This is a genomic window from Paenibacillus sp. P32E, from assembly GCF_001909085.1.
Taxonomy (GTDB): domain Bacteria; phylum Bacillota; class Bacilli; order Paenibacillales; family Paenibacillaceae; genus Paenibacillus_AQ; species Paenibacillus_AQ helianthi.
Genome location: NZ_LVYY01000006.1, coordinates 73,333 through 99,234, shown reverse-complemented (window position 1 = coordinate 99,234; position 25,902 = coordinate 73,333). Strand labels below are relative to the sequence as shown.

The window sequence follows — 25,902 nt, the reverse complement described above, 5'->3', positions numbered from 1 at the left end:
ATGTAAAATCACCTATTCTAACTACAACGTCTCCGTACTGAGTGTAAATCCTTCGATCACGACATCCTCGTCCACCTCGATCATGATGCAGCGTTTCCCTTGATAGTTCACCTGCTTCACATATCTCAGGTCCTGCGGGCTGATGGAAATGGTAGCTACCTTAGTTTCGATCTTGATCGACTTGGTCGTGAATTTCGGGATCACACTGCTCGCCTTCATTTCATAGTTCTTATCGTCGATGATGGTTTCGAATGCCCGCTCCACCTTTTCCGCCGTCACGTTCTCAACACCGCTTCCCGCCAGGACACGTTCCACGTCTTTGTAATCCAGCTTAGGTGGCTCTTCTTCCCCTGCGCCATCTTCAATGACCTGCTGAATCTGCTCATATACCTGGGCAAGGGTGGTCGTATCGAGCAGTTCACCCGCTACTTCCTTCACGATGTCCTCAAAGTAAGACCGTTCCTCGAGCGCCGTTACAGAGGTCTCCGCATTCAAGACCTGCTCAATGAACCGAGGGTCCGGAAAATTAGATTTTCCCGTACAATACAGAATGCGGTTCACATCCGAATAGTTGTCCGTCACACTCGGATAAAAGAAACCCTGCTCCGGCGTACTGAGCTTAACAATCGGATCGACGATAATATTGTACTTGAATTCCCGCTCCACATAATCGAACATGAGGTTCTTGCGCTGTTGCTCCGTGGAATTCACGCTGCACAGAATGAACGGATGCGCGAACATCTCGTTCTTCTCGCTCTCTTCGGCTTCATCATTTCTGGCCTTAGTCGGCCGGTAATACTGCCCGCGCACAAAAGTGACCACCATGTCCTTTTCATACTTGGCATCTACCAGCATTTTGTCCACCAGCAGCATCATCAGGTCCTGCCATTCTTCAGGATCACCTGTCACCAGGCCTTGGTGAAGCATGACCCGCGCCGGATCCTCTGCGTCCTCCTGAAACTTCAACTCGAACAGCTTATGGTCCAGATCACCGGTCAGCAATTTTTTGAAATTGCCCATATAGAGCTCCTGCTTCTCTCTGTCCACAAGGCCAAACGGCAGGCGCTCCCAATGATAAATCTCGTTCGTCTCCTTCATAATATACACGTTAAGAATATCATGGAGGTTCAGCAAATCATGATCCAGCTTAAACTGCTTGCGTATGTGTGCGACTTCTTTTTTATTCATAATGGGTTAGGCAGCTCCTTAGATGTGTTCTGACTTTTACTAGTATAAAGGATCGGAGCGGAATTTTCCTATGTTAACTTGGACTTTGAAAAGCTGCCGGGCCGCGTTCTTGCCGCATACTGTCTGCCGGCTCTTGATATGTATAGATATAGTGGGATTAACAGAGGTATGTCCCCTCCGGAAACAAAAGCAAAAAAGCGGGTTCAGACTGGGTCTGAATCCGCTTTTTTGCTGATTATTCCGAATTTAATTCGTAAGATCCGACTTCTGTAGCAGCCGTTGAATCAGGACTGCCACTTCTGCACGGGTGACATTGGATTTGGCCTCCAGTTTGTTACCGCTGCGGCCGCTGATCAAGCCTGCTTTGACGGCCAGTGCGAGACTGTCCTTAGCCCAGTCTCCTACACTTCCTGCATCCTTGAAGCTGGCAAGCACGCTCGCAGCATCTGCAGCCCCGGTCCGGTCAGCAAGTCCGGTCGGCTTCATCGCTTTGGCAATAATATTCATCGCCTGCTCACGGGTGATTTTGGCATCCGGACGGAATGTTCCGTCTTCGAAGCCGGTAATCAGACCGAACTCAGAAGCTGTTTCTACTGCTCCTGCATACCAGGCATCCGCAGGTACATCCGCAAATGCCGTTTTTCCTTCCCCAAGCTTCAGCCCCAGACCGCGTACGATAATTGCCGCGAACTCCGCCCGGGTAATATCAGAATTCGGATTAAATGTTGTTTCGTTCACTCCGTTAACTATCATACGTGAGCCCATATCATTCACCGCATCCTTAGCCCAATGGTTCTCCACATCAGCAAAGGTCATTGGATGCCAGATCACAGAATACGAGCTGTTCGTCAGGCTGTTAATCTCTGCATAATACTTTCCGTCCTTCAGGATGATTTTGGTCGGTACATGCCGCACTGTTCCATCAGGGTCTACAACAATCCCTGTTGTGATCCGTTTCGGGTCAATGCCGCCCGGAAGTGCTACTGTCCGCTCAACATACGCGTTAAACCGGCTGATCTCCACTGTCGAATTGCCGTAAGTTCCGGTAATAGTGAAATCCAATGAAGGAGCAATGAGGGTAAAACCATCTCTGCTTGCTGCCCCTGTTATCACCTGACTCATGGTCGTCGAAGTCTCACCAATGGTAATCTTCAGCTTGATATCTTCCAGCTTCACACCGGTACCGAATTGCTGAGCCATCGCCCCGATGTTGATTTCCTTGGCTGGCAAGATGTAGGAAGCATTATTCGTCTGAAGCACTAGTGTTGACGACACATTCTCCATATTTTTAATCATCTGACCATTCAGTTCGCCGACGAAAATGTTGGAATCCTGTGATACCGGAATTGTAACCACTGCCCCTTTGCCTTCCGTATCCAGCTTCGCTTGGAGTTTGGATGGATCAACAGCGATAGTAGTTGTTTTTACGGTACCGGTAGTTGTGGTCGTCGCTGTGCCTGCATTCTCTTGCTTGCCGTTAACAAGGACTATTACTTCGGTAATCCCCCCGGTGCCACTGGACGTGCCGCCGGTATTGCTATTCGTGTTGCCTGGATCTGTGCTAGGAGCCGCCGTTTCAGCAACTACAACTGCTATCACGCTTCCATACTTCACTACCTTGCCGCCCGCATCAACTTCAGCAATCCCCATTCTTTCACCATTCGCCGCAGGAACCAATCCATCACTTCCCACAAGCGTGTAGCCTGCAAGGATGTCTCCTACATTCGGCACTACGGCACTGCCGGTGCCAAAGTTCTTATAGTATAAATTATGCCCAGCTGCAGGTGCAGGTGTGACTGTGATTTGGGTTTTACCGTTATTGCCCGTGCCGCTTGGATCGCTGGCGCTCAAGTTGAGACCGCCAGCTGGAGCAGGCACACTATCCGTAAAGGTCAGTGTAGTAGCCTGTCCTGCCGGTAAAGAGCCACTGGCAGCCACCCTTACTTTAACGATATGATTGCCGCTTAAATCCGGCAGGTTAGTACCGTCATACCGTACATAAGATTTATCATCTACTGCAAATTCCATGCTCGTATCGAGACCAACAATCGCATTGTTCTGATCGTCAGCTGTGACTTCAGGTGCGGCTGGAATGACTGCATTGGAGTTATGCACGGTAACTTGAAGAGCAATGGAAGCAAAGGATGTTGGCGTCGCCTTTACCCGGATGTAGTAGGTATCAGGGGCAAGGCCGGTTATCGCAGCATCCTCCACTATTGTCCAAGAGCCTGCGCTGCCTTTCTTGTACTCCATCTGGAGTGTCACATTCTGAATGGAACCGTTGTTAGCCCCGCCGTATGTGATATCTGTGACGGTCACTCCAACCGGAGCCGCAGAACGGGACGGAACATTCAGCGTCTGCGCCGTGCTGTCTGTAGTTGTCGAGCCGTTACCCTTCTTCACGATGCTCAGCGGTGTTCCCAGCCAGCTGCTGTCCATCGCCAGCTTGCCGCTGGCGTCTGCCATAACTGCATTACCGTTCACCGTGTAAGAGCCGCTTGCCGTCAGGCCGGTCAGCTGCTCGGCAGTGTAGTCGATCACTGCCGCCGGGGTTGTTTCCGGTGTGGCCGTGAACGCGCCGACCGTCACTTGTACGGGAGTTGAAGCGAATGTTGTTGGCGTTGCTTTTGTACGGACGTAGTACATGTCCGGTGCAAGTCCGGTTACGCTTGTACCCGTTACATCTGACCAAGCCCCTACAGAGCCTTTCTTGTATTCCATTGCAGTGGTCACATTCGTGAGCGAGCCGTCGTTCGCATTCACTGCTGTTTCATTCGTCTTGCCGACACTGCTTGGTGCCGCCGGACGGGACGGAACATTCAGCGTCTGCGCCGTGCTGTCTGTAGTCGTGGAGCCATTCCCCTTCTTCACGATGCTCAGCGGTGTTCCCAGCCAGCTGCTGTCGATCGCCAGCTTGCCGTTAGCGTCTGCCGTGACTGCATTACCGTTCACGGTGTAGGAGCCGTTTGCCGTCAGGCCGGTCAGCTGCTCAGCGGTGTAGTCGATCACTGCCGCCGGTGTCGATTCCGGTGTGGCCGTGAACGCGCCGACCGTCACTTGTACGGGAGCTGAAACGAATGTTGTTGGCGTTGCTTTCGTCCGGACGTAGTACATGTCCGGTGCAAGTCCGGTTACGCTTGTACCCGTTACATCTGACCAAGCCCCTACTGAGCCTTTCTTGTACTCCATTGCAGTGCTCACATTCGTGAGCGAGCCGTCGTTCGCATTCACTGCTGTTTCATTCGTCTTGCCGACACTGCTTGGTGCCGCCGGACGCGACGGAACATTCAGCGTCTGCGCCGTGCTGTCTGTAGTCGTGGAGCCGTTCCCCTTCTTCACGATGCTCAGCGGCGTTCCCAGCCAGCTGCTGTCCATCGCCAGCTTGCCGCTGGCGTCTGCCGTGACTGCATTACCGTTCACGGTATAGGAGCCGCTTGCCGTCAGGCCGCTTAACTGCTCGGCGGTGTAGTCGATCACTGCCGCCGGGGTTGTTTCCGGCGTGGCCGTGAACGCGCCGACCGTCACTTGTACGGGAGCTGAAGCGAATGTTGTTGGCGTTGCTTTCGTCCGGACGTAGTACATGTCCGGTGCAAGTCCGGTTACGCTTGTACCCGTTACATCTGACCAAGCCCCTACTGAGCCTTTCTTGTACTCCATTGCAGTGGTCACATTCGTGAGCGAGCCGTCGTTCGCATTCACTGCTGTTTCATTCGTCTTGCCGACACTGCTTGGTGCCGCAGAACGAGACGGAACATTCAGCGTCTGCGCCGTGCTGTCTGTAGTTGTCGAGCCGTTACCCTTCTTCACGATGCTCAGTGGCGTTCCCAGCCAGCTGCTATCGATCGCCAGCTTGCCGCTGGCGTCTGCCGTGACTGCATTACCGTTCACGGTGTAGGAACCGTTTGCCGTTAGGCCGGTTAACTGCTCGGCGGTGTAGTCGATCACTGCCGCCGGGGTCGTTTCCGCTATCCCACCACTTCCGAGCACAATTTTTGTATTCCCGTTACCAACAATATAGAATTTATTATTTTGATAGAGAACCTGGCTTAATCCGCTTCCGCTTACTCCCAGGGCTTGCTCATCATACTTGGACCATGTCTGTAGATCATTGGAAGAGTATGCAACATGATGTTGAATATTCTGATTGTCGTACATCGTTCCAACAGCAACATACATTCCGTTGCCATAATCTATGGAGTACAGTTCAGTCCAATTTGAGCTTCCGTCAATAACATGGTCTGTCCAGACCGAGGCACCGCTTAATGCTCCTGTGGTCTCCAGAACATGAGGAAATCCATCATTGCCATTCGTAACCACAACCATGTATTTTCCATTTGCATAAGTTACATCATAGATGGAATAATATTCGCTGGATTGCTGATAGTCATTAACTAACGAATCAAGAGAACTCCAACTCGTACCATTCACGGAGCTCCATACGCCTCCAGTACCAAAGGCTACATATACCCCGTTCACATACTTCACGTTATAAAATGTTGCCCCGCTATAGGTTGCGCCTACAGTCCATGAGGTTCCATCAGCGGATGTGAGGATTTTATCACCTTTAGTTACAGCAACAAAGCCGCTGGCGCCATAGGCTAACCCGGTCACAGGCCCTGCAGCTCCGGCTGGAAGATCGGAGATTGTCCAGGTTTGTGCATCTGCCGAGACCCCTACTCTCTTCCCTGCCGCAACGAAAAGATTGTTCCCATATGCAATTTTTGAAAGACCCTGTGCAGGCAGCAGAGTATCGGCTGTACTCAGCTGATCCCATCCGCCTGAAGAGGACAAGATGAACCCATCCGGAAGCTCCGCACTATCATTAGGACTTATGCTTCCGGCAACCCCCCATGTGCTTCCGTTATACGCAATCCCCTGTAAATTACCACTGAGTCTTTTCCAAGTTACTCTATCGGGAGTAACGACAAGACTTGGGGATGACGTAGTGATCAGTACCATTCCTGTACCGTTCGAGGCAGCCGAACGTATCGTATGGTTCGTTACGGAATTCGCTGCTGTCCACGCCGCTCCGCCGTTTACCGAACTATACATCTCTCCTGCCCGGCCAAAACGATACAGCTGTGACCCTACCTGCACAACACCAAGCGTTCTATTGTAGGATGAATCTGCGGTAAACGTCATTCCATCACTGCTGGCGAAACCTTCATTCCAGCTATGTGATACATAGAGCTTACTGTTGTACACAGATAATGAATCCAATCCGTATGAATTACTCAAGCCACTCAAGAATTTAGTTGTCCAGCTTGCCCCATTAGTCGAGTATGCATATCCGGCAAATACATTTCCGGTGACAACATATTTTCCATTAAAGTAGGAGATGTCTGTCAAATAAAATGGGGTGCTGGTGGTTGATCCACTAGGCCAGAAACAAGCCGTTGTACTCCATTGGCTCCAGTTCTGCCCATCTGCAGAAGAATAGACCACTCCCAAGTCCTCCGCCCGGGCAAAGGCACTATTGCTGGTACTCCATCTTCCGCCAACAGCATAAAATGCCCCGTTGAGGTAGCGCACACTTTGTAAGACATCAGCAGTTACAGCTGTGGACTTGTCCGTCCATGTTGCGCCTCCGTCCGTGGAAACCATCAGCTTGGCTTTTGCACTGGAGTTTGTATAATCTACACCTGTCACCACATAAGTACTTGAAGTGAAGGCAATGCTCCGCCATGAAATTTTGGCATTAGAGAACGGGACAGTGATTAGGGTCCAATTCATCCCATCTGCCGATTGAATAACTTTCCCGCCTTCACCTACTGCCGTATACTTCCCATTAGCATAGATCACGCTGTTTAAATTTCCGTCCAGATTCCCTGCTACCGCCGATTCAACGGTCAGGTTGCCCCCCGAAGCCTGCGCCCGGACCATATTCAAATTCGGAAATACCAGTAAGAGTGCGAGAATTAAAACTAAGGATCTCTTCCATAACAACTGTTTCTTCATGCTGTTCCTCCTCTTCTCGATTTGATGTGCTGCATAGCAGTTTACTCTGTAGCTATTCCTCAGGTTTATCTTTAAAAAGCTTCTTCCTGTGTGAGCGATTTAATTGACAAAGATAAAGTTCGACAAATAATAACAAATCCCTTTAAAATGCGGTACTATATTCAAAAAAATCTTCTGCTAATATTGAAATTTTCGACTAATTGACCTCTTTACTATTTAATCTCATTAACCCTATAGTCTCATCCGTTACGTATGGTAAAAACAAAAAGAAGGGGCAATACTTCTCCCCTTCCATTCTCTCTTCTTATATAAATAAGAACCCTACTTTTCCTTGAAGCAAACGGACAACCACTAATCCCGTTCCGGCTCATTTTACATAGTCTTCTCTTAGAATACTGTACATTTCTATATCAATAATCCCTTTACCTGACCATAAGGTTGCTTGTCTTAACGTTCCTTCTTTGATGAAGCCGTTCTTCAATAGGACCTTCTTGGAATTCTCATTTCGAGGCATGACTTCAGCCTGAATTCTGTTGACGTTGACGTCCCTGAACAAGAAATCGAGCAACAGGTTTACCGCTCCGGCAGCAATCCCTTTTCCCCAATGCGATTCCGCCAAAAAGTAGCCAATCGTCACCACGTTTACCTTTTGATTAAAATCTTGAGCTTCAATAATCCCCATCAACCGGCCGGGCTCAGAATGGTAGAAGATTCCCCACTTGACCCTTGATTTTTTATGATAGTCTCTCTCGAAATGCCCTATCATGTTCTTCACAGTATCTTTATTGTGTTTCGGGATGATGCCGCAGTATTCAAATACACGGTCATTGGTGTAGATTTCAAAAACTTCGTCCAAATGATCATCCACAATCTTTTTCAATACGATATCATCTGACTGCAGGATCGGAAACTGCCCAAACACGGCTTCTAAGTTCATTCCGGCACCACTCCTATTCTCATATAAGTAAAATGATATAATAATCGTTTGTTAATTTCTTGATAATCAATGCGCATATGTGTCTGAGTCTGTACATAACGCGTCAGCGGTCAGACCCTGAGCGAGCCACGGAATCCCCTAGCACCATAGTAAGAATCCGCACCGTTATGATACACGAAGACATTGCCGTAACGGAAATCAGCAAAGATAGCACCACCAAGTTGTCTAATCTCAGAAGGTGTTTTCACCCAGCTTGATGTTTTCATATCGAAATTCCCAAGCTTCTGCAGCTCACGGTATTGTTCTTCTGTTAACAGCTCAATGCCCATGGCGGCCACCATATTCATAGCGCTGTTTTTCGGCTTATGTTCTTTCCTTGACTCCAGCGCTTTATGGTCATAACATACACTTCTGCGGCCTTTAGGGCTCTCTGCTGAGCAGTCATAAAAAATGTATTCATCCGTCTCTTCCTCATACCTAACCACATCCGGTTCACCGCCGGTTATCTCCATTTCATGGAGTGACCACCATTTTTCAGGATTCGCTTCCAGCTTTGCTTGTACTTTAGCCCATTCCAAACCTGGATGGCGGTTCATGTGTTTCTCAAAACGGGCTTTCAATACTCCGAGCAGTTCTTCACGTTGTTCTGTTGACAATTCTCTTTTTTCATTGGTCATCATGAAACCCCCTCAATTTGTATAACGATTATATTGAATAGGAACCATCGTAATTATACTTCAGTTCACCCCGCCATATACTGGCTCTGGAACAGCAGATCATACGGTTCGTTTCTGTTACGCAGGTTGTCATGCGTATCTAAAGCCGCCACCCTGCCGTCCTTTAGCACCATTACCTTGTCGCAGTCCACAATAGTCGATAAACGGTGAGCAATCGAAATCATGGTTTTCCCAGAGGAGAGACTCTTCAGTTCTGTAATGATGTCACTCTCATTTTCATTATCAAGGGCGCTTGTACTTTCGTCAAAAATAATGATGTCCCTGTCCTGTAAAAATGCCCGGGCAATCGATAAACGCTGCCTCTGGCCCCCCGACAGCTTTACACCCTTTTCTCCGATGATGGTATCGAGTTGATCCTGCAATGTTTCAATGAAGTCATAAATACGCGCTCTGCGGCAGCACCCGATCAATTCCGCGTCGGTTGCGCCAGCCTTTGCCAGCAATAAGTTCTCTCGGATTGTCATATTGAAAAGAACGGGTTCCTGCACGACTATACTCACTTTGCCCGAAACACTCTCGCCGCTCACTGTATGGAGATCAACACCGCCAATCTGTATAGCACCCGCTTGCGGTTTGATCTGCCCGGTCAGCAGCTTCGCGAGGGTAGACTTGCCGCTGCCGCTTTGTCCCACGATGGCCAGATGCTCGCCCTTACTCACCGAGAACGAAATCCCGTCAAGCGCAAATGAATCGTTTCCCTCATACGTAAATCTCAGATTATCAACGGTTAATCCGGTTCCGGCGATTTTCTTATAAGGCCTCTTGTCTGTTTCTACATTTAAGATTCCGATCACTTTCTCGATATTCACCGAATCACTCTTATAATTCATCATGCCATTGCTGATGTTCTCGATGAACCCGAAGAACTGCCCGTAAAAGTTGATAAATACAAGCAGTACGCCAACCTCCGAGTAGCCCTTAATAACAAATACTCCGCCAATGAAATAGATAAACAGCTGGGTAATGAAGTTTTTGGTGAAGAACGAGTAGGTAATCCCCAGATGCATATAGAGCTGGTTCAGAAACCAAATAGGCCTGATCTTCTTGTAGTGCCCGTTTAATTCAGCGAGTTGCGCGTCTTCCAGGTTGTTGGTCTTGATATCCTTCCAGTTTTGAAAATTGGCATGTAAAAAGCTTTCATATTGGATTTGCAGCTTCCAGAGCTCCTCACCGGTGCTCTTCGCTTTCCCTCCCAGAACATTAACCGTAACCAAAGAAACCGGAACAAAAATAAAGCTGAGGAGCGCAATCCGCCAGTCGTAGCACAGCAAAATAACGGCAAGTGCAATAGCGTAAACGACAGCGTAGATAAAGTCTAATATATGGGTCGTAAAAAACCTCCCGGCAACCGCGGAATCGTTCTCAATCCGGCTTTTCACGTCGCCAATACTATAATTGCTGTACACCTCACTATCAAGACTTATATACTTCTTCAGCAATTTGTTCTTGATTCGCAGGTCGAATTTCAGGATTAACTGGTTGGAGAACCGCTTGGAGGCGGCAATCCCGATGGTCGTAAGCAGGAAAACAGCCAGGAATCCTGCGATGACAGGCCCAAGCTCATGTAACTTCTGATCCACGAGGACATGGTTAACCAAATACGAATACAAGAACAAAGGGATCAGCCCGAATATTAAGCTCCACAGCTTGAACAGGCCGAGCGCAAGGAGCGGCTTGTGAATACCGTCTATATCCCGGGTTAAGGCCTTGAAGGTTTCTATTCGTGTCATACCGCTTCACCTCCTGCAAACTGTTCGCTGAATAAGTCTATATACGTTTTGTTGCTTGTAATCAGTACATCGTGGGTGTCGTAGCCTTCGACAATGCCGTCCGCTAACACCGCGATTTTATCACAACTCTTAATCGTGGAAAAACGGTGGGCGATGATAATCAGCGTCCGTTCCTTCGACAGTTCACCAAGCATGCTCCGGATCAGCACTTCGTTCCGGCTGTCGAGGGATGAGGTGGCTTCGTCGAAGACCAGAATCTTAGGATTCTTGACCAATATTCTCGCGATAGCCAGCCGCTGCTTCTGCCCGCCGGATAATTCCTGCCCGCCCGTCCCAAGCCGCGTATCCAGTCCGTCAGGAAGGGCCTGGACAACCTCATACAGGGCTGCTTTCTTAATGGCCTCCATCAAAGCGTCATCCTTATCCTTGCAGTTTGTGAAGGAAAGATTGTAGCGCAGGGTCTGATCATAGAGAATCGTCTCCTGATGGACAATCCCCACCTGGCTCCGCAGGCTATGCAGGTTATACTCCTTAACATTCGTTCCGTCGATCAGAAGCTCGCCGCTGTCCACGTTGTACAGGTTGTAGAGCAGGTTCCCCATCGTTGTTTTACCCGCGCCGCTCCTTCCGACAATGCCAATCGTGCTTCCTGCCTCAATACGGAGATTGAATCCGTTCAGAACCGGTCTGTCTCCGGCGTATCCAAAGGTGACATTGTTAAACTCAATCCTGCCCTCTTGGATTGGCTTCGGAGGCTGGTTTTCCCGGTAATCCTCTTCCTCTTCATTCAGAATATCCACGACACGCTGCAAGGAGACCGACTGCCCCCAGACATCGACAATTTTGCTGTTGATCGAGCTGAAATAGTTCACAGCCATATTGAAGTAGCTTACGGCGGCTACAAAAACGCCAAGCTGCATTTGGCCTTTTGTAATGAAATAAGCACAAATCGTAAATATCAGCAGCTGTGCAATCAGCGTGATGAACGAATTCACCCGCTCTGTCGTCACTTCGATTTTTCCGTTGTCCACATTCATTTTATGGATCGAGGTCGTTTTTCTTAAATAGGTGCTGGTTACTTTCCGGCCTGCATTAAGGATTCGGATCTCCTGCAAGTTCTTCACGATCTCAAATAAATAAGAGGATAGCTTGCCCTGTTCGGCTGCAATATCCTTGTTGACCTTTTGCGCCCGGGTCTTGAAATATTTTGAGGCGAAGAACACAGCGGGAACCAGAACGACCGTAAAAGCCCCCAGAAATACATTGTAGTAAAACATGAAACCGACAGCGAACAGGATATGCAAAAAGTTGGAATACCCCCACAGTCCGCTCCAGAAGACGAGATTCATAATATCCGTAGTGTCGTGATTCATCCGGCTGATCATATCCCCGCTGTACATCCCGGAGAGGTCCTTCCCCTTCTTATGTAATATCTTGTTGAACAGAGCCCGGCGGATATCAAATACAAACCCCGTCATCATCTGCGAAGAAATGAGATTATTTAACGTCGCAACAACAAACTGATTGAACAAGAGGATCCCCGCATAGATCAGGCACAGATTCATAAAGGCGCTCATGTCTTTATCATAAAAAGCTACATTAATCAGCTTCCCGCCCAGGAACGGGTACATCAGATTGACCATCGTCATTAATGTGGTGATCACAAACCCAAATAAGAATACCCATTTATGCATCAGTATAAATTTGGTGACCCATTGCCTTTTCGTCATCAACTCCCGTAACCCCCTTCCATATATTCACAAAAGAAATTGTAGCACAAACGTTCGCTTGGGAGAGTGATGATTTTATGACTTCTGATTGTTACATATTTATGGCGCAAAAAAGAGACACGAATGGGTTCGTGTCTCTTGTATGCGATAATTACAACAGCTTACCCCAATACTGCCGGGCAATCTGTTGTCCTTGCCTAATCTTCGCCCACTGCTCATCTTCCGTTAATTCATTACCGCCATCGCAGGAGGCAAACCCGCATTGATGAGACAGTAATAACCGGTCCTTATCAATAATTTTCGATGCTTCATCCAGCATTTGTACTACACGCGCTTCATCGTCAAGCGTACTGGTCTTGGAAGACAATAGCCCAAGTACAATTTCCGTCTCCGGCTTATCCTTGAAAACTGCTAGCGCCTCAAGGGAGCCCGCACGGTCATCATCCCATTCCAGGAAAAAGCGGTCGTACTTCAGCTGCTTCAGGAACAGATTAGCAATCTTGGCATAGGAGCCGCCGCCCATATTACGGGAATCATAGTTGCCCCGGCAGTTATGTGTCCACATTAGGAGGCCTAAGCTATGACCGTAATCAATGACGGTATTGTTAATGTCAATAAATGCTGCAGCCAGCGCCTGTACTTCCGCTTGGTTAATATTCTCGCCGGTATATGGGGAGTTCGGGTTATCATCGGCGAACAGCTCCCACAAGCAATCGTCGAATTGCAGAATACGTCCTCCGGCAGCAGCGAATTCCCCTACAAAATCCTTATAAGCCTTAACCAAACCGTCTTTCAGCTCATGTCTGTCCTTATACACGGCTTCGGTGCCGCCAATGTTATCCGACCAGGATAATTCACCATAAATATGGGACGGCGAAGGCACGCATAGCTTGGTCTCCCGGTCGCCGGCAAGAGCCTGAAGCTTCTTATAGGCTTGAATGAAATGATGGTTCTTTCCACCCAATTCACCTGTAATGCGCAGACCAATATCTTTTCTCGTCTCATATTTGGAAGTTCCATCTGTATCTCTGAAGAAATACCCATGATCCGCAATGTAGCGGTCAATCCCCTGGAAGCCCCAGACAAAGTCCAGATGCCACATCGATTTGGAATATTCGCCATCCGTAAGTATGGTCAGGCCATTCTCACTTTCTTGTTCAACTACAGCCTGAATCGCCTCAGCCTCACACTGCTCATACCCCTGGAAGTCCTGGTAAAAAGGATACCGGATATCATCCCGGTGTTCGATCTGCCCTTTATATTCTAATAAATCCGCCGGACGCAGCAGGCTGCCTACGATTTGAAATCTATTGCACATGAATACTCCTCCTCCATCGAATACATCTCTTACTCTAATGCATTGATTCTAGCATGGAGGGTTATCCACTAAGTAACACTTAAAAGTGATATCTGGTTATAGGGAAAAGGTATAGGGGGGCAGATTAAATGCCGAAAAACTCTGCCGCCGTTTCTTTCGACCGTTAAACATTCGTATTTATACGCCTCCCGTTTAGCTTAAAGCAATTTCAAGCTATAGCTTTACTCCGAAGCCTAACTGACCATACTGGTTATTATTACCGCTTACCCACAATTTCCCGTTGGATGCCCAGTACATGTTACCATTGCTCGTTTCGATCAGTGTCACATTTTTGTACGAGTTTTTTCCTTCCTTCGTTGTCGAGAACGCCACGGTTCCTGCATTATAACCCATGAAAAGCATCTCGTTCTTATCCGTTAGAACCAAGGCACCCTCATCGCCAGCAGAAATCGTTTTGTATACCAGGTCTTCATTGGGATAAGAATACCCGTCCTTTTTAATACGGATCGGACCTTTATTAATTATGGTAGGCTTAGACATGTATTGTGTGACATTGAAGCCAAGCTGGCGCGAACCATTGCTCCCCCATGCCCACAAGTTCCCCTTATTATCCAGAGCAAGCAGGTAAGGATTGTTATCCCCCGCGGAGTCGATCTGCTTTATATTCTTGAATCCCTCGATCTGACTTACCGTGTTTTCCTTATCTACAATCGTTGTTTGCCAGTACCACACCGTTCCGTCCTTCTTCACAGCGTAAGCTCGTAATAAATCCCCGATGGCAATATCGGTTACATCGCTGATCGGCAGTTTTCGAACATGATTTTTGAGCAGTAGCACTCCAGGACCGTAGGCCCCACCTAGTTGGTACACATTCCCTTCATTTGTCAGCAACACAACGCCTTGACTATATACTTTCATCGATCTGATTGCTTCAGGCACGAGTGTAATCTTCTGGGGCGTTCCCGTTTTCGTTTTGACTCCCAAATAGTTCAGATCGCCCCAGCCATATAACTCGCCCTGCTTGGTCAAATAGAGCGAGAATCGTTCGCCTGCTTCCACCTGCCTTACATTGGACAGCATACCAATCTTAGTTACCGGAAGTACCGGGTAGCTGCTATTATTAATTTCATTATGTAAATTGTTTCCCCAACCATACAAGCTTCCATCGGCCGTCAAAGCAATAACGTGAGTATCGCTTGCTGCCACTGATACCGGATTCGTCACTTGCTTGATCAGCTCAGCTTCGAATATAACTGGAGCACCCTTCCCCACGCCGTATAAGGAATAATCAATATTTTTCATTGGCGGAATGTATCCATCCTTAAATTTATCATAGGGTCCTTCTTTAGGAATGTCAGGGTCTTCGTAGTAGACGCTCATATCTATGTTCGGTACATCCAACGGATATTTAGGCGAAATGCTTGATTCCCTGCCTTGCTCATTGTAAACGGAAATCGTAATCGCGCTCTCTTGAACCTGCGCCGCATCGATCGGTGTCGTCGTGACACTGAAATAACCGTTGGTATTCGTGGATACAACCTGTTCGAACAATGTAACACTTTTAGATTCCTTATTCTTGCCGATGTTTACGAAACCTCGTGTACTGACTTTCAAACGGACCGTCGCGTTTTTGGAATTATCAGCAACCCCCTCAATGAAAATGGTGCCATCCGGATTTGGCGTGTACCGGTAGTCCACGAAAGGCCTTTCCTCAGCATGCGTTACAGGTGCCTGACCAAGCGTTAACGAAGACATTATCAACGTCAGAACGAGGAGTGCACCCAACATCTTTCTGATCTGCAAAATGATTCCTTCCTTCTTCCATGAATTTAAATGTTACATTGATAAATATATCGCATTGACGACATCATTTGAACAAAACTATCTCTTTTCCCCTGAAATCACATATTCCTTACCTCCACAACCTTCCCCAGATCCACATACTGCTCATGATCCAGCTTCACCTGCACTCTACCCTTGCGGCGCTTCTCCCGCCATTCGCGAATATCTTCCTCCGTCTCTAAACGAAGCTCTGCAATCTCCAAAGCCCGGTCCAGGATGTACTTGCTGGTATAGAGCACGGTATAGATTCCTTGTCCTCCAAGTACGATAGGAGCAGCCAACCGCTTCCATTCCTCAACCGCAAACCGAACATACAGCTCTTCTTCTGTACCCGGGCGACAAGGGACTTCCTGGATCTCCTTACGCCGCAGCACCTTCCAATCCGCTACTTTCCCTACCCAGTGAATCCCCGTTTTTGCAGGATCATTGAACTTTTTTCTGGATTGGCACATTGCCACGTATTCGATTTGAGTGAGTATCTTAACATCCGCAAGGTTCCTCAAAGGCACATGGTAAAAAGAATGCCGCCGCGCCACCTCAACTTGTTCAGGGCCTTTAACCGAACCGACCAGCACATTTTTGCCCGCAAGCTGATTGGCATAGTATTCCCTCGTCCCCCGTGGACGTGTGGAGCGTTCGTAAGCTTTTTCCGGACTGTCCTGGATAATCTCATCCAAGAATTGCTCTACGAGGCTTGTGGAATTCGGCAGGAACGGCAAGGCGCCAATATTCAATAGCTCAATGCTTTTGTAAAAATGGTGTGCCTTGTACCGCTCCTCATCTGGATACGGAAACAACACATACGCGCCAAACATACTTCGCTCATATTCTCCAGAGCCTTTTTCCTGATACACAATCGCGTCCCGATACCGGTGCATCGTGTTGATGTCATCCTCCTCAGGTCCAGGCTGTCTATATTTCTCATGATAGGAAGTACCCTCGTAGGCCGGATTTAAGCGGTATTTGGCATCAAAAACATACTTATACTCTTTGACTCTGCCCGCATCCTTCTTCTTCAGCGTCAGTACATTATCCGGCCTTTGACTGAGCGTCGGGGCCTTATCCGAGCCGGGAATTGTATTATAGTACAAGATGAACTGCTCCCCGTTGACTGGATTCTCGTAGACCATCTTAGCGCTCTGCGAGCGATCTAGCGTAACAAAGATGCCGTTCCGATTCACCTTGATAATGTCCTGCTTCACCAACTTATACTTCTGCCCCAGGAGCTGATTCAGCTTGAGGAAGCACCAATACTCATAGAGCTGAGCAACATCCTTCATCGATAAGCGGAACAGGTCGCCTTGGATAGACAGACCTTTCAGCAGCATCAGATAGCAGCGATAGACCTCACGGTATCCAGGGGCCATCTGCAGAACAAGCGTAACAGACATCTGCTTAAGCACTCCTGCTTCACGCAAAAAATCCATCTTGAGCAGTCGTTCCAGCTGGGTGAGCATGGCATCTAACCTTTTGATCAGTAATGGATCTGGGGTTCGGTTATTCAGCTTCCAGCGACCCTTGAGCTCCTTCAGCTTCCCATGAATACGTTCCAGCATCCAGCGGATGAACCGGTTCTCATTCGTATCATAGGCGAGCCGTTTACGTGTCTCTATTAAATGTGTGGCTGTGTAGTTCCGATTGCCGATGGTTATGAAGCCATGTCTTGGATCTTCTCTCAACCGTTCAGGATGCTTCACGAGCTCGCGGATGTTCTCTCTTCCTGCCCTTTTGACCCGATTGGCATCCATCAGCCTCTGATCCTGGAGCAGTGCGTAATTGGGATTCTTGTTAATCCGCTCGACCGCATCCAAGAGCTGTCTAAAGACATGCTGTAGTATGGTGAAGAACTCCGTCAGGCTCTGATGCTGCGTCTCCCGCAGGCCTGTGAGTTGGTAGGTTCGGCGCAGGAAATCAAACGCCAAATTATAAATCTGCGCGTTCACTTCATTGAGGATATTCTGGTAATCCAGCTTGTAATCCATCTTCGAGGGGAAAATCTCCATCTCTACCCGCAGTACAGTCTGTCCCTTACTTCGGACCTCCCACTCCGTCAGCCCAACCTCATTCCCGAAGTTCAGAACACCCGCAAGAATAGAGTCCCCTAGAGGCTTAACCGCCTGCCGCAGAAGTACATTTTCATGGTAAAAGGAAAGGCTCTCCGAGCTCTTGTTCTGGATAACTAGTTCATACGATTGTGTCTCATAAAAGCAAGGGAAAACAGTCGCCCCCGGCTGCCACTCCACCATCCTGCCCCTCTCAGGTGAAAAGACTTTAATCTGCACATTACCCAGCCGTTCGGAGCAATTCAGCCCAAGCTGCGCATTCACCCACTCCTGACTAGAGGAACGATGAAGCTGCAATGTCTGTACCGTAGGATGATAAGGCCTTCCTTGGAGAAAAAGCGTAAAAAGCTCCGTTTCTACACGCAGCAACTCGGCCGTCCCATTAAGAGAGCCAGAATGAGGTGAATCCATCTTCCTCCAGCCTCCTGAGCATAAAAGCCAATTTACGAGCACTTTGCGGATGTTTGGCCGTAGGCGGAGTTTGGCCAGCAGCCCATTTCATATAGAGCGGAGTAGCATCCTCCATGAGATCATCCATATTAACCGTCACACCAGAACCACTACCAATAGCACCCTTGATCAAGTTCAACAGGACTCGACGAACCGAGGAATGGCTCCCTTGGATGCGTGGCAGTATCTTTTGCAGCAGCTGCCAGTCAAAAGCTTCTTCTTCACTCATCAGCTTGTACCGATCGTTATAAATCATATAGAAGCAAATCGCATCCCGCACCCGAAAGCCCACATTAGCATGAATATCCTCTAGCAAGGCATTGATCTTAAGCAATCTCTCTGTCGTCCGGATCACGAGCTCTTTGTTGACATCATAGGCATCCACTAGCTGCAAGTAATCGGAGCGCAGGAAAAGATGATTCAGTTCGGCAGCATCAGGGCCCTCATTAGCCTCTACCAGCTCACTCAAATCCGGATACTGCTGCAGATTGATGTAATTGAACTCTAAGGTGCTTGCGCGGTCGAGTACTTTTTTGCTAAAAGGATGTGTGGTCTCGTCCATATTCACCGTCCCGATCAAGAACACATTCTCCGGGATGCCAAGACCGCCATACTCCTCTTGATCCTCAGGTGTGCCGAGCAAGGTTGGAGCGATAAGGTCCTGCGTCGTAATCCTTCCCTCCCGCCACTCCTGTGTTTCCAGCACACTTAACAGATCACTGAAATAATGCTCCACCCGTGCCAAATTCATCTCATCCAGGCAGATAAAATAAGGCTTATGCTGATTCTCCAGCTTCCGCGCCTCCACGAACACCTTCGTAATCGGACCCGGTTGGAACCTCCCCGAAAGATCCTTATACCCCAGCAGATCCGCAGGATCACTCCAATCCGGCCGCACCGGGATCAAGGTGAACTGGCCGTTAACCCGTGTTGCCCCAAGCGCCTCCGCAAACAACTTCACTAGCCGAGTCTTCCCTGTGCCCGAGATACCCGCCAGAATGACAAAAGGCTTAGCCTTCAGCGAGAGGTAGAAATTTTCGATAAGGTGTTCAGGGAAAAAGAATCCTTGGCGGCGGATGTGGGATTGGATTTGGTGGAGGAATGAGGGGATTTGGGCATCGTCAATTGGCTCAGGTAACGATTCTATATACTCCATCACTGGCTCTACCTCCAGAGTGCTTGCCGTTTCGTTAAGTATGTGCTCTTCAACATAGATTCGATAATCTTCCATTACGTTCTGTAAATCCTGTACCAATTTCTCATCTGACGGCACTTTGCCACGTTCATACTTTATATAAGCAACAGTAGATGCCTGATAATCATTCCCTCGGCCGTGGCCCAGGAGCTGAATGTTTTCATCCTTGTTCATATCTACGAGAGGAATGAGCTCACGAATTTCTTGGGTTTTATTGCGTAGATAGGCATACTTATCCTTGCTCCCCTTCTCCTTCGGTGCAGTTGTTACTCCTTGGGCAAGTGTTAGATACACGGCACTCATATTTTCGGCAAAAAGATAGACGACATATTCACCGCTTTGAGTGGTTCTAGTAATGCGTTTATCTAATATAGAAAACCAAGGCACATCAGCCCATTTCCCCTGTCCAATGGAGCCTTGAATCTTATAGTGCTCCTCATTCAGGAAAGGCAAAGCCCTTAATTCAGCAGGAATCGTCTTTCTCAATAAAGTGCCCAATGAATGATCTTTAAAGGGTTCTCTTTTGGCCTGAACATACTGAGCCATTATATTATCCAGGTGATTTTTTAGAGAGAATTGTTGCATTGCAGTATTATATTTATGAAGCTCTTCTTTTGCTAGTTTCTCCAACTGGCGTAGGCCATCCTCCCCGAGTTGATTCTTTACCTCAGGATAAAAACCAATTGAATTATCTTCTGTATCTACAAATATAACCTCTGAAAGAACCTTAACAGGTGTCGTTAAAATAGAATTCAGCTGCCCTTTCGTTATCCCACTCCATCGGGCGTGATAGCGAGTAGGTGTCTCATCTACTCTATGCCCAAGATCTTGTTGCTGGGTATAGTAACTAAGAAATCGGTTCTTCACTTTATCAAAAGAAACTCTCTCTTGATCGGTAATCTTCAGCTCTTCAATTAAAGATAAGATGAGCACCATCTTGTATGATTTTTGTTTTTTCTTGAAAATTTGAGTAATGGATTCCGATAATGTCATGTTGATCCCCCAATAGGCGCGTTTGATTTCAAGTGAGAACGATTACTCCGTTACTTCAATTAGAAAATTACGATCTTTAAAGCCTCCGCGTTCCTCAACTTTCTTTGCGCGCACCTTCTCTAAATCCTCCGGTAGGATCTTATGTATTTGAGCAAGAGCATGGACCACCTCAAGAATATCGGCCAGCTCTTCCACTGCCTCTGAATCATCAGCAGCCTGGGTATACTCTTCTACCTCTTCACGAAGCTTACGTTTTAGTTCAGAAATATAAAATTCATACTCTAAAGTTATACAATTGCAGTCCTTACCCGAGCTTCGGATAATATTCGGGATTTTGTCACGAACAAGTTTGTTGTAGATCGGCATTAAAATCAGCTCCTGTTCTTGATTTTATCCACATGACGCCTACGAATCTCGGCATCGTTAATATTAGTCTGAACCAAATGATTGTATATGGTTTGGACCTGTGCTGCAGAAATAGAAGTTTCAGGTGCTGCCGTTCTCAAACTGAGCATCTTCCTAGTGATAAACTCACTTAATTCCACATCATAGACAATCAGTTCGTCCGAGTGGATCTTCCGAAGCTCCGGGTCAATACTGAACCTACATCTCATCGTGAATGAAATCATAGAGATGTATTTCACCGTGGCCACATTTTTTAACAGACTCTCGATGGCCTTGATATGTCCATAGTTCTGTTTCAGCGGATTGTACATCTTGTAACGGTTACTCACTGACCATTGCTGATCCGTCCGTCCACCTTTAATTTCCCCATTGTAGTTTTTCGTCTCGATGACAAATACGCAATACGGGGAAATAACAACATGATCAATCTGGGCGTAACCTGTTCTAGACTTGGAATTAGGAAGCAGCAGATCGCTTAAAGATCTACATTCCTTAGGTAGCTGGTCAAGTTGAATATTGATTTTATGTTCGCCTAACTCTCCAATTCGCGTGGGAGCAACTTTTGGCTTCGATTTTGGAGCCTGCACCTTATGTACAGCTTGTGGCGGCTTAGGATCGGATTTCTTGAAGAGAGACATTAGTGCTTTAAACATAGCTAAACCTCATATCATCTAGATTTACAATATGTATGGTTATTCGACAATATGGGAAGGATTCCCTTCCAAAAATGCACATAAGAAAAGACTGTCGCATGGACAGCCCAAATATAAGTATGCTTATGTTTTTTATTGTGTTTTATTCCGAGAGAACAGAAGGAGCAGTAAAGGCATGTGCAAGCTGCATTCCATCCTTAAGTCCCTGAAGATATAAGCGTTCATAAAGAACGGCCTGTTTCAATTGAAGTTTATTCTCCCAATCCTCAAACTCCGGCATACGAGCAATACCAATGGAGTCAAATAACGCCTGAAAAGCATCGCTCTCTTCTTCAAAAGCTTGTCTAGGCTCCGATTGATATTCTATTTGTGCAGTCACCTCATTCAATCGACCTTGAATTGTTTGTATAAACCACGCTGGAAAGCTCACCACATCTCCCCCAAGACAGAAGTTTAAACGCAAAGCCTCTGAATAACCGTCCTTTTCTTGATACATCTGATTAATAAGTTCATCCACTCTACGACTCTGAGCCTGAAGTGCCTCATTGGTGCTCAAAGGAATTCCTTGCTCCATTAATCGCTGCCCGAGTTCATTCAGCTTGCGTTTCTCTTCCTCATATTTATGCGTCAGATTGTGCATTGCATCCTCACCTTTCTGGCAAAGCTAAGTCTGTAGACGATGTACAGAGGTTTTAGTGCGTTTATCGGTTTATTTTATTTTAATTCGATATTCGCATTAAAACAATACTTGCCTCGCATACAATTTTGTTAAATTGTGAGGTGACACGGAAATGAGACATCGTAAAGAGCCCCCAGGTGACAAAAACATCATAGGAACTCGAGTTGTAGCTATTCGAAAAGCTAAGCGAATGAAGCAAAAGGATTTCCTCGCCAAATTACAAACCTTCGGTTTGGACATCAGCCCAACCAGTTTGTCGCGGTTGGAAGGTCAATATAGGCTTGTGCAGGATTATGAGGTGGTGGCTATTGCGAAGGCGTTGGAGGTTTCTGTTGGGGAGTTGTTGGAAAAAGATGACTTAGGCGCTGGAAGAGTTTAATAATTGGACGATATAGGCAACAAGGTCTAGCCTCCAGATGTGATCCTAACGTCTTTACATGATGCTTAGAATTTGGGAGCTGAATTTCTTTTCATAAATTCCAAAATGTAGTTCATTGCATTATTGCTTAGTACCCTTTGCTTAGACAAATTACTTATAAATATGACTTTACAGTTCGACAACAACATTAAAATAAGAACTGAACAATCTAAATCAGCTCATAAGGCTATACCGCAATACCGCAATACCGCAAGTGAGTAGGATAGGTAGATGGATCAGAAACGCCTCCCCCCAGAAAGGGAGCACCTTTCCTAGTTGGGCTTGGCGCGCGATTGAGAACACCTCCTACTTAATGCTGGGAGGAAGAGTTATTATAAAAAAAGATATTTTTATAATATTTTTTTGCAGAGGCACTTTTTGCAGGAGCATCTACGAATGAAGTTTGCCTTTTACCAAGATATTAATCTCAACTCAACATTCTATATTCTTTATTTGAATAGTATTCTTGCATACCTTTCAGAATACCCTGAATAAAATCAACAACTGCAATTTTAATTTCATATAAATCGTTCAAAGTAAGATCCCTAGCACACTCGCTAAAAGAAACATCTCCATGAGCAAGACTATTTCTCTTTTCCTTCACCGTTTGAAGAGCAGCTTTATCATCACTTGCAACATATCTTATACGATGTTTGTCACAAAAAAACTTAATCCTCTTAGCATCAAGATTTCCTGATAGTTTAAAAGAGTTTCTATCCAACTGAATCACGCTATTGTTAGTTATGCTTTCAATTATACTTTTCATTTTTTTTTCGTATGCGCTTTGAGTAGTAGTCGGTCCATATATTTTAGAAATTTGTGAGTCGACCCAAATATCCTTAATTTCATCAATAACACTTTGATATGTGCAGTTATCATTTTTTACCTGTTCGTAGATCTCCATAATTCCACTAATAGTGCAAGACTCCACCAAATTATATAACATTAAAATGAAATTAGATTTAAGTATCTTAAAAAACCTGGAATTATTAATAGTTTTTATTGTGGGACTTTGATTGTCTAAATCAAGCATTATTGAATAATATAATTCTAACTCCTCAATTCTATCTGAAAAAATCTCTTTTGTGTTATTCATGGAGTCCTCTGCAACAATTGATCTCTGACATACTCAATTCGCCCACGTAGCTTCGCTTGGTTATTACTTGCATCTGAAGTTGTACATTGTTTGAAATCATCGGATTCAATCCACAATACATTTTCAACAGTCAAATCTGGTTGTTCTCTCAAGGCTAAACATACCCCAACCGATATAGCCTCAAATCGCACTCTTGGTGTAGCTGTTGCATTATTTATCTTTGCAAACCCGTTAGGGAAGTATTTTTCTACAAACTCTAACATTGACACAAATTCCTTATAGTATAATTCCTCGTCAAATGTTTCCATATTGGAAACAAGAAATTCATCTAAGAATGTGTTAACACTATGGACAAATGATAAATAATTGTTTGAATATGCAAAAAAGCGTATGACTAATTCAAAACGTTCATGACGTCGTTCTCCCTTTTCTGGTATCGGGCATAGCTTAATAAAGAGTTCATTTTTACAACATTCCTCTATGAATGAAGTGAGTTTTCCAGGGAAAGAGCCTCTTCTAATTTCAGATGGGTTTGCTTTTATACCAGTTGTATTTATACGATTAAAAAGATCTTGCCTTATCTCATCTGGTGTATTTTCTTCAAGTGTAATAATTCTTAATGTCTTCTCCTTGAATTTTCGTTGTTGGGTATCTGACAAATCCGAAAAGAAAAATTTGTTTAATTGATCTAACTTTTTCAACCCAATAAGTCTAAATCCATCTGCCAAAAAAGAATTCATTGTTTGTATTCTCTGTGCTCCATCAATAATTTCAATTTTACCATCATCGCAATTACCAAAAAACATAAATGGGATTGGTAATCCTAATAAGACTGATTCAATAAATAGTGCTCTATTTGCATCTTTCCAAATAAAATCACGTTGATATTCAGGAATGAAAAAATCCCCCTTTTTAAACTTTTCGACTAAAAATTCAATTGTGTAGTCTTTGGTATCATAATCAATTTGTTTTTGTATTTCCTTTATCTGTATATCTGCACTGTGTTTTTGTTCGAGTGTAACTTTAGATTTTCTTTTCTTGTTCATTAAGCTTTAACCTCCTTTAAATGTTTAATTATACTTATTCCTATAGCTCTGCCTAACTCCACCGGAACAGCATTTCCAATATGTGTACCTAAAATTCTTTTATTAAACGGTTTCTCAGGAGCAATGAATTGATATTTTCCTGGGAAAGATTGGAGAATCGCCCCTTCTCTTAATGATAGTGCACGATGCTGCTCAGGGTGACCGAAGCGTCCATTCCCTAACCCATAAAATTGTGTGGTTATCGTCGGTGACGGTAAATCCCACGACATTCTTCCATATACAGAAGGATAACTTCTTCCTGTTTTCTTCTTATGGCATTCTAATTGTAGCGACTCATCCCAATCACGCCAAGTTCCTCCAGGCATTGATTGACGAATACGCTGGCGATTAAGTGATGAAAGACTGCTGGCTTGATGTGTAACATCATTAGGATCAATTTCTCCATCAGTAAGAGTAGGTAACCCACTTAAAGCCTCTCTTACAGTGACAAAATTAGTTTCATCATGTGTTGGCGGAATAAGATCAATCTTTGCAAGATTTGATGCAAGTAAAACTAGTCTTTTTCGGTATTGAGGTACTCCATAGTTGGTTGCATTAACTATTCCCCAAGATACCTTATAATTTAATTTTTCCAAAATATTAATAAAATCAACAAACACTTCTTCACGGGATAGTTCTGGCACATTCTCCATTGAAACAATCTCTGGGCGTGCTTCTTTAATTATTCTCGCAAATGAATACAATAACTTCCACTTATCATCCACAGGCCCTTCTTTTCTATATCTTTTTGTATATTTAGAAAAAGGTTGGCATGGAGCACAACCAACTAAAATACGCAAGCTTTCTGTGGGGTAAAGTCTATTAATGTCTGCCCCTGTTAAAGTATTAATATCTTCATTTATAAAAAGTGCACTATTGTTCTTTTCATATGCAAATCTACATGACTCTTCAATATCAAAACCAGCAACCACATTTAAGCCAGATAACTCCAGACCATGAGTTAACCCACCTACACCACAAAACAAATCAATCACCGCTGCATTTGGCATTTTCATTCACCTTATCTTTATCCTCTAATTTTTGTAACTTTTCTCCTTATCCAAAATGGATAAAAGTAATTTTAAAATGTACATGAGATTTTAGTTTAAATTATATTCAATCTTTCAATAAAAAAATATGCTTAACAAAAAAGCTATTATTCAGACATTAGAATGAAGAGTCCAAGAACAAACGTTCTTAACTAAAAAAGTATATCACAAGTCTTCTTTATCAACAATCCACTTAAATTCTTAACATATAATTTAATAACAATTCTAAATAAAACTGTACCCTCATTAAGCATAAACATACGTCTTATTTTTCCCCCTACTGCACCTTATAATTCGGCCATAAACTGCTTAAAACCAAACAGCTATTTAAATAATTTGCGCTGTGATATCAGAATATTTTATAGAGAGAATCATA

At 45.5% G+C, this 25,902-nt stretch carries 17 protein-coding genes; 1 reads left to right on the top strand and 16 read right to left on the bottom strand.

Features of this window, described 5'->3' with window-relative positions; all coding sequences use genetic code 11:
* Positions 1–21: 21 nt before the first annotated feature.
* From A3848_RS07400 to A3848_RS07340, 13 genes are all read right to left on the bottom strand, one after another.
* On the bottom strand, positions 22–1,188 hold the full coding sequence (locus tag A3848_RS07400) for a DUF4317 domain-containing protein (RefSeq protein WP_074084316.1): 1,167 nt from the start codon (positions 1,186–1,188) through the stop codon (positions 22–24).
* A 246-nt stretch (positions 1,189–1,434) separates the two neighbouring features.
* Complete coding sequence (locus tag A3848_RS07395; protein WP_074084315.1) at positions 1,435–7,146, bottom strand: S-layer homology domain-containing protein; 5,712 nt, start codon at positions 7,144–7,146, stop codon at positions 1,435–1,437.
* Between the two features lie 367 nt (positions 7,147–7,513).
* The gene (locus tag A3848_RS07390; RefSeq protein WP_074084314.1) at positions 7,514–8,083 is read right to left on the bottom strand and encodes a GNAT family N-acetyltransferase; all 570 of its coding nucleotides are present in this window, start codon (positions 8,081–8,083) and stop codon (positions 7,514–7,516) included.
* A 110-nt stretch (positions 8,084–8,193) separates the two neighbouring features.
* Complete coding sequence (locus A3848_RS07385) at positions 8,194–8,760, bottom strand: DUF4256 domain-containing protein (protein WP_074084313.1); 567 nt, start codon at positions 8,758–8,760, stop codon at positions 8,194–8,196.
* A gap of 65 nt (positions 8,761–8,825) precedes the next feature.
* Positions 8,826–10,550, bottom strand: a complete 1,725-nt coding sequence (locus A3848_RS07380; protein ID WP_074084312.1) for an ABC transporter ATP-binding protein — start codon at positions 10,548–10,550, stop codon at positions 8,826–8,828.
* Positions 10,547–12,280 (bottom strand): ABC transporter ATP-binding protein, encoded by a 1,734-nt coding sequence (locus A3848_RS07375; RefSeq protein ID WP_074084311.1) that lies wholly within the window; start codon positions 12,278–12,280, stop codon positions 10,547–10,549. Before A3848_RS07375 ends, A3848_RS07380 begins: the two co-directional genes overlap by 4 nt.
* 151 nt (positions 12,281–12,431) lie before the next feature.
* Entirely contained in the window at positions 12,432–13,598 is a 1,167-nt protein-coding gene (locus A3848_RS07370) for a cobalamin-independent methionine synthase II family protein (protein WP_074084310.1), read from the bottom strand.
* 213 nt (positions 13,599–13,811) lie between these two features.
* Entirely contained in the window at positions 13,812–15,353 is a 1,542-nt protein-coding gene (locus A3848_RS07365) for an RCC1 domain-containing protein (RefSeq protein WP_178381928.1), read from the bottom strand.
* Positions 15,354–15,499: 146 nt separating this feature from the next.
* Positions 15,500–17,914, bottom strand: coding sequence for a restriction endonuclease-like protein (locus A3848_RS07360; RefSeq protein WP_074084308.1), 2,415 nt, complete (start codon positions 17,912–17,914; stop codon positions 15,500–15,502).
* On the bottom strand, positions 17,886–19,694 hold the full coding sequence (locus tag A3848_RS07355; protein ID WP_256702202.1) for an MrcB family domain-containing protein: 1,809 nt from the start codon (positions 19,692–19,694) through the stop codon (positions 17,886–17,888). Before A3848_RS07355 ends, A3848_RS07360 begins: the two co-directional genes overlap by 29 nt.
* Before the next feature lie 489 nt (positions 19,695–20,183).
* Positions 20,184–20,507 carry a nucleoside triphosphate pyrophosphohydrolase gene (locus tag A3848_RS07350; RefSeq protein WP_074084306.1) on the bottom strand — a complete coding sequence of 108 codons (324 nt, stop codon included), beginning with the start codon at positions 20,505–20,507 and terminating at the stop codon, positions 20,184–20,186.
* A gap of 5 nt (positions 20,508–20,512) precedes the next feature.
* A complete protein-coding gene (locus tag A3848_RS07345) occupies positions 20,513–21,199 on the bottom strand; it encodes a nuclease-related domain-containing protein (protein ID WP_074084305.1) in 687 nt (228 codons plus the stop codon).
* A gap of 142 nt (positions 21,200–21,341) precedes the next feature.
* Positions 21,342–21,839 carry a hypothetical protein gene (locus A3848_RS07340; RefSeq protein ID WP_074084304.1) on the bottom strand — a complete coding sequence of 166 codons (498 nt, stop codon included), beginning with the start codon at positions 21,837–21,839 and terminating at the stop codon, positions 21,342–21,344.
* A 151-nt stretch (positions 21,840–21,990) separates the two neighbouring features.
* On the opposite strand from A3848_RS07340, the gene A3848_RS07335 reads away from it, so the two are divergent.
* Positions 21,991–22,257, top strand: a complete 267-nt coding sequence (locus A3848_RS07335) for a helix-turn-helix domain-containing protein (protein WP_074084303.1) — start codon at positions 21,991–21,993, stop codon at positions 22,255–22,257.
* 466 nt (positions 22,258–22,723) lie between these two features.
* Here A3848_RS07335 and A3848_RS07330 read toward each other — a convergent pair whose 3' ends face one another.
* Genes A3848_RS07330 through A3848_RS07320 form a run of 3 tightly spaced genes read right to left on the bottom strand, consistent with a single transcriptional unit; the run spans position 22,724 to position 25,493 of the window.
* On the bottom strand, positions 22,724–23,392 hold the full coding sequence (locus tag A3848_RS07330; protein ID WP_074084302.1) for an MAE_28990/MAE_18760 family HEPN-like nuclease: 669 nt from the start codon (positions 23,390–23,392) through the stop codon (positions 22,724–22,726).
* Entirely contained in the window at positions 23,389–24,438 is a 1,050-nt protein-coding gene (locus A3848_RS07325; RefSeq protein ID WP_074084301.1) for a DUF262 domain-containing protein, read from the bottom strand. The genes A3848_RS07330 and A3848_RS07325 overlap by 4 nt, the downstream gene beginning before the upstream one ends.
* Positions 24,438–25,493: a DNA cytosine methyltransferase gene (locus A3848_RS07320; RefSeq protein WP_143192356.1), complete on the bottom strand. Its 1,056-nt coding sequence runs from the start codon at positions 25,491–25,493 to the stop codon at positions 24,438–24,440. Before A3848_RS07320 ends, A3848_RS07325 begins: the two co-directional genes overlap by 1 nt.
* Positions 25,494–25,902: the final 409 nt, after the last annotated feature.

Coding starts and splice junctions, on each gene's coding strand:
- A3848_RS07320 (WP_143192356.1), bottom strand. CDS start 25,493: ATGAAAATGCCAAATGCAGCGGTGATTGATTTGTTTTGTGGTGTAGGT.
- A3848_RS07370 (WP_074084310.1), bottom strand. CDS start 13,598: ATGTGCAATAGATTTCAAATCGTAGGCAGCCTGCTGCGTCCGGCGGAT.
- A3848_RS07345 (WP_074084305.1), bottom strand. CDS start 21,199: ATGTTTAAAGCACTAATGTCTCTCTTCAAGAAATCCGATCCTAAGCCG.
- A3848_RS07365 (WP_178381928.1), bottom strand. CDS start 15,353: ATGTCTTCGTTAACGCTTGGTCAGGCACCTGTAACGCATGCTGAGGAA.
- A3848_RS07380 (WP_074084312.1), bottom strand. CDS start 10,550: ATGACACGAATAGAAACCTTCAAGGCCTTAACCCGGGATATAGACGGT.
- A3848_RS07400 (WP_074084316.1), bottom strand. CDS start 1,188: ATGAATAAAAAAGAAGTCGCACACATACGCAAGCAGTTTAAGCTGGAT.
- A3848_RS07355 (WP_256702202.1), bottom strand. CDS start 19,694: ATGGCTCAGTATGTTCAGGCCAAAAGAGAACCCTTTAAAGATCATTCA.
- A3848_RS07375 (WP_074084311.1), bottom strand. CDS start 12,280: ATGACGAAAAGGCAATGGGTCACCAAATTTATACTGATGCATAAATGG.
- A3848_RS07340 (WP_074084304.1), bottom strand. CDS start 21,839: ATGCACAATCTGACGCATAAATATGAGGAAGAGAAACGCAAGCTGAAT.
- A3848_RS07385 (WP_074084313.1), bottom strand. CDS start 8,760: ATGACCAATGAAAAAAGAGAATTGTCAACAGAACAACGTGAAGAACTG.
- A3848_RS07390 (WP_074084314.1), bottom strand. CDS start 8,083: ATGAACTTAGAAGCCGTGTTTGGGCAGTTTCCGATCCTGCAGTCAGAT.
- A3848_RS07360 (WP_074084308.1), bottom strand. CDS start 17,914: ATGGATTCACCTCATTCTGGCTCTCTTAATGGGACGGCCGAGTTGCTG.
- A3848_RS07350 (WP_074084306.1), bottom strand. CDS start 20,507: ATGCCGATCTACAACAAACTTGTTCGTGACAAAATCCCGAATATTATC.
- A3848_RS07335 (WP_074084303.1), top strand. CDS start 21,991: ATGAGACATCGTAAAGAGCCCCCAGGTGACAAAAACATCATAGGAACT.
- A3848_RS07330 (WP_074084302.1), bottom strand. CDS start 23,392: ATGAATAACACAAAAGAGATTTTTTCAGATAGAATTGAGGAGTTAGAA.
- A3848_RS07395 (WP_074084315.1), bottom strand. CDS start 7,146: ATGAAGAAACAGTTGTTATGGAAGAGATCCTTAGTTTTAATTCTCGCA.
- A3848_RS07325 (WP_074084301.1), bottom strand. CDS start 24,438: ATGAACAAGAAAAGAAAATCTAAAGTTACACTCGAACAAAAACACAGT.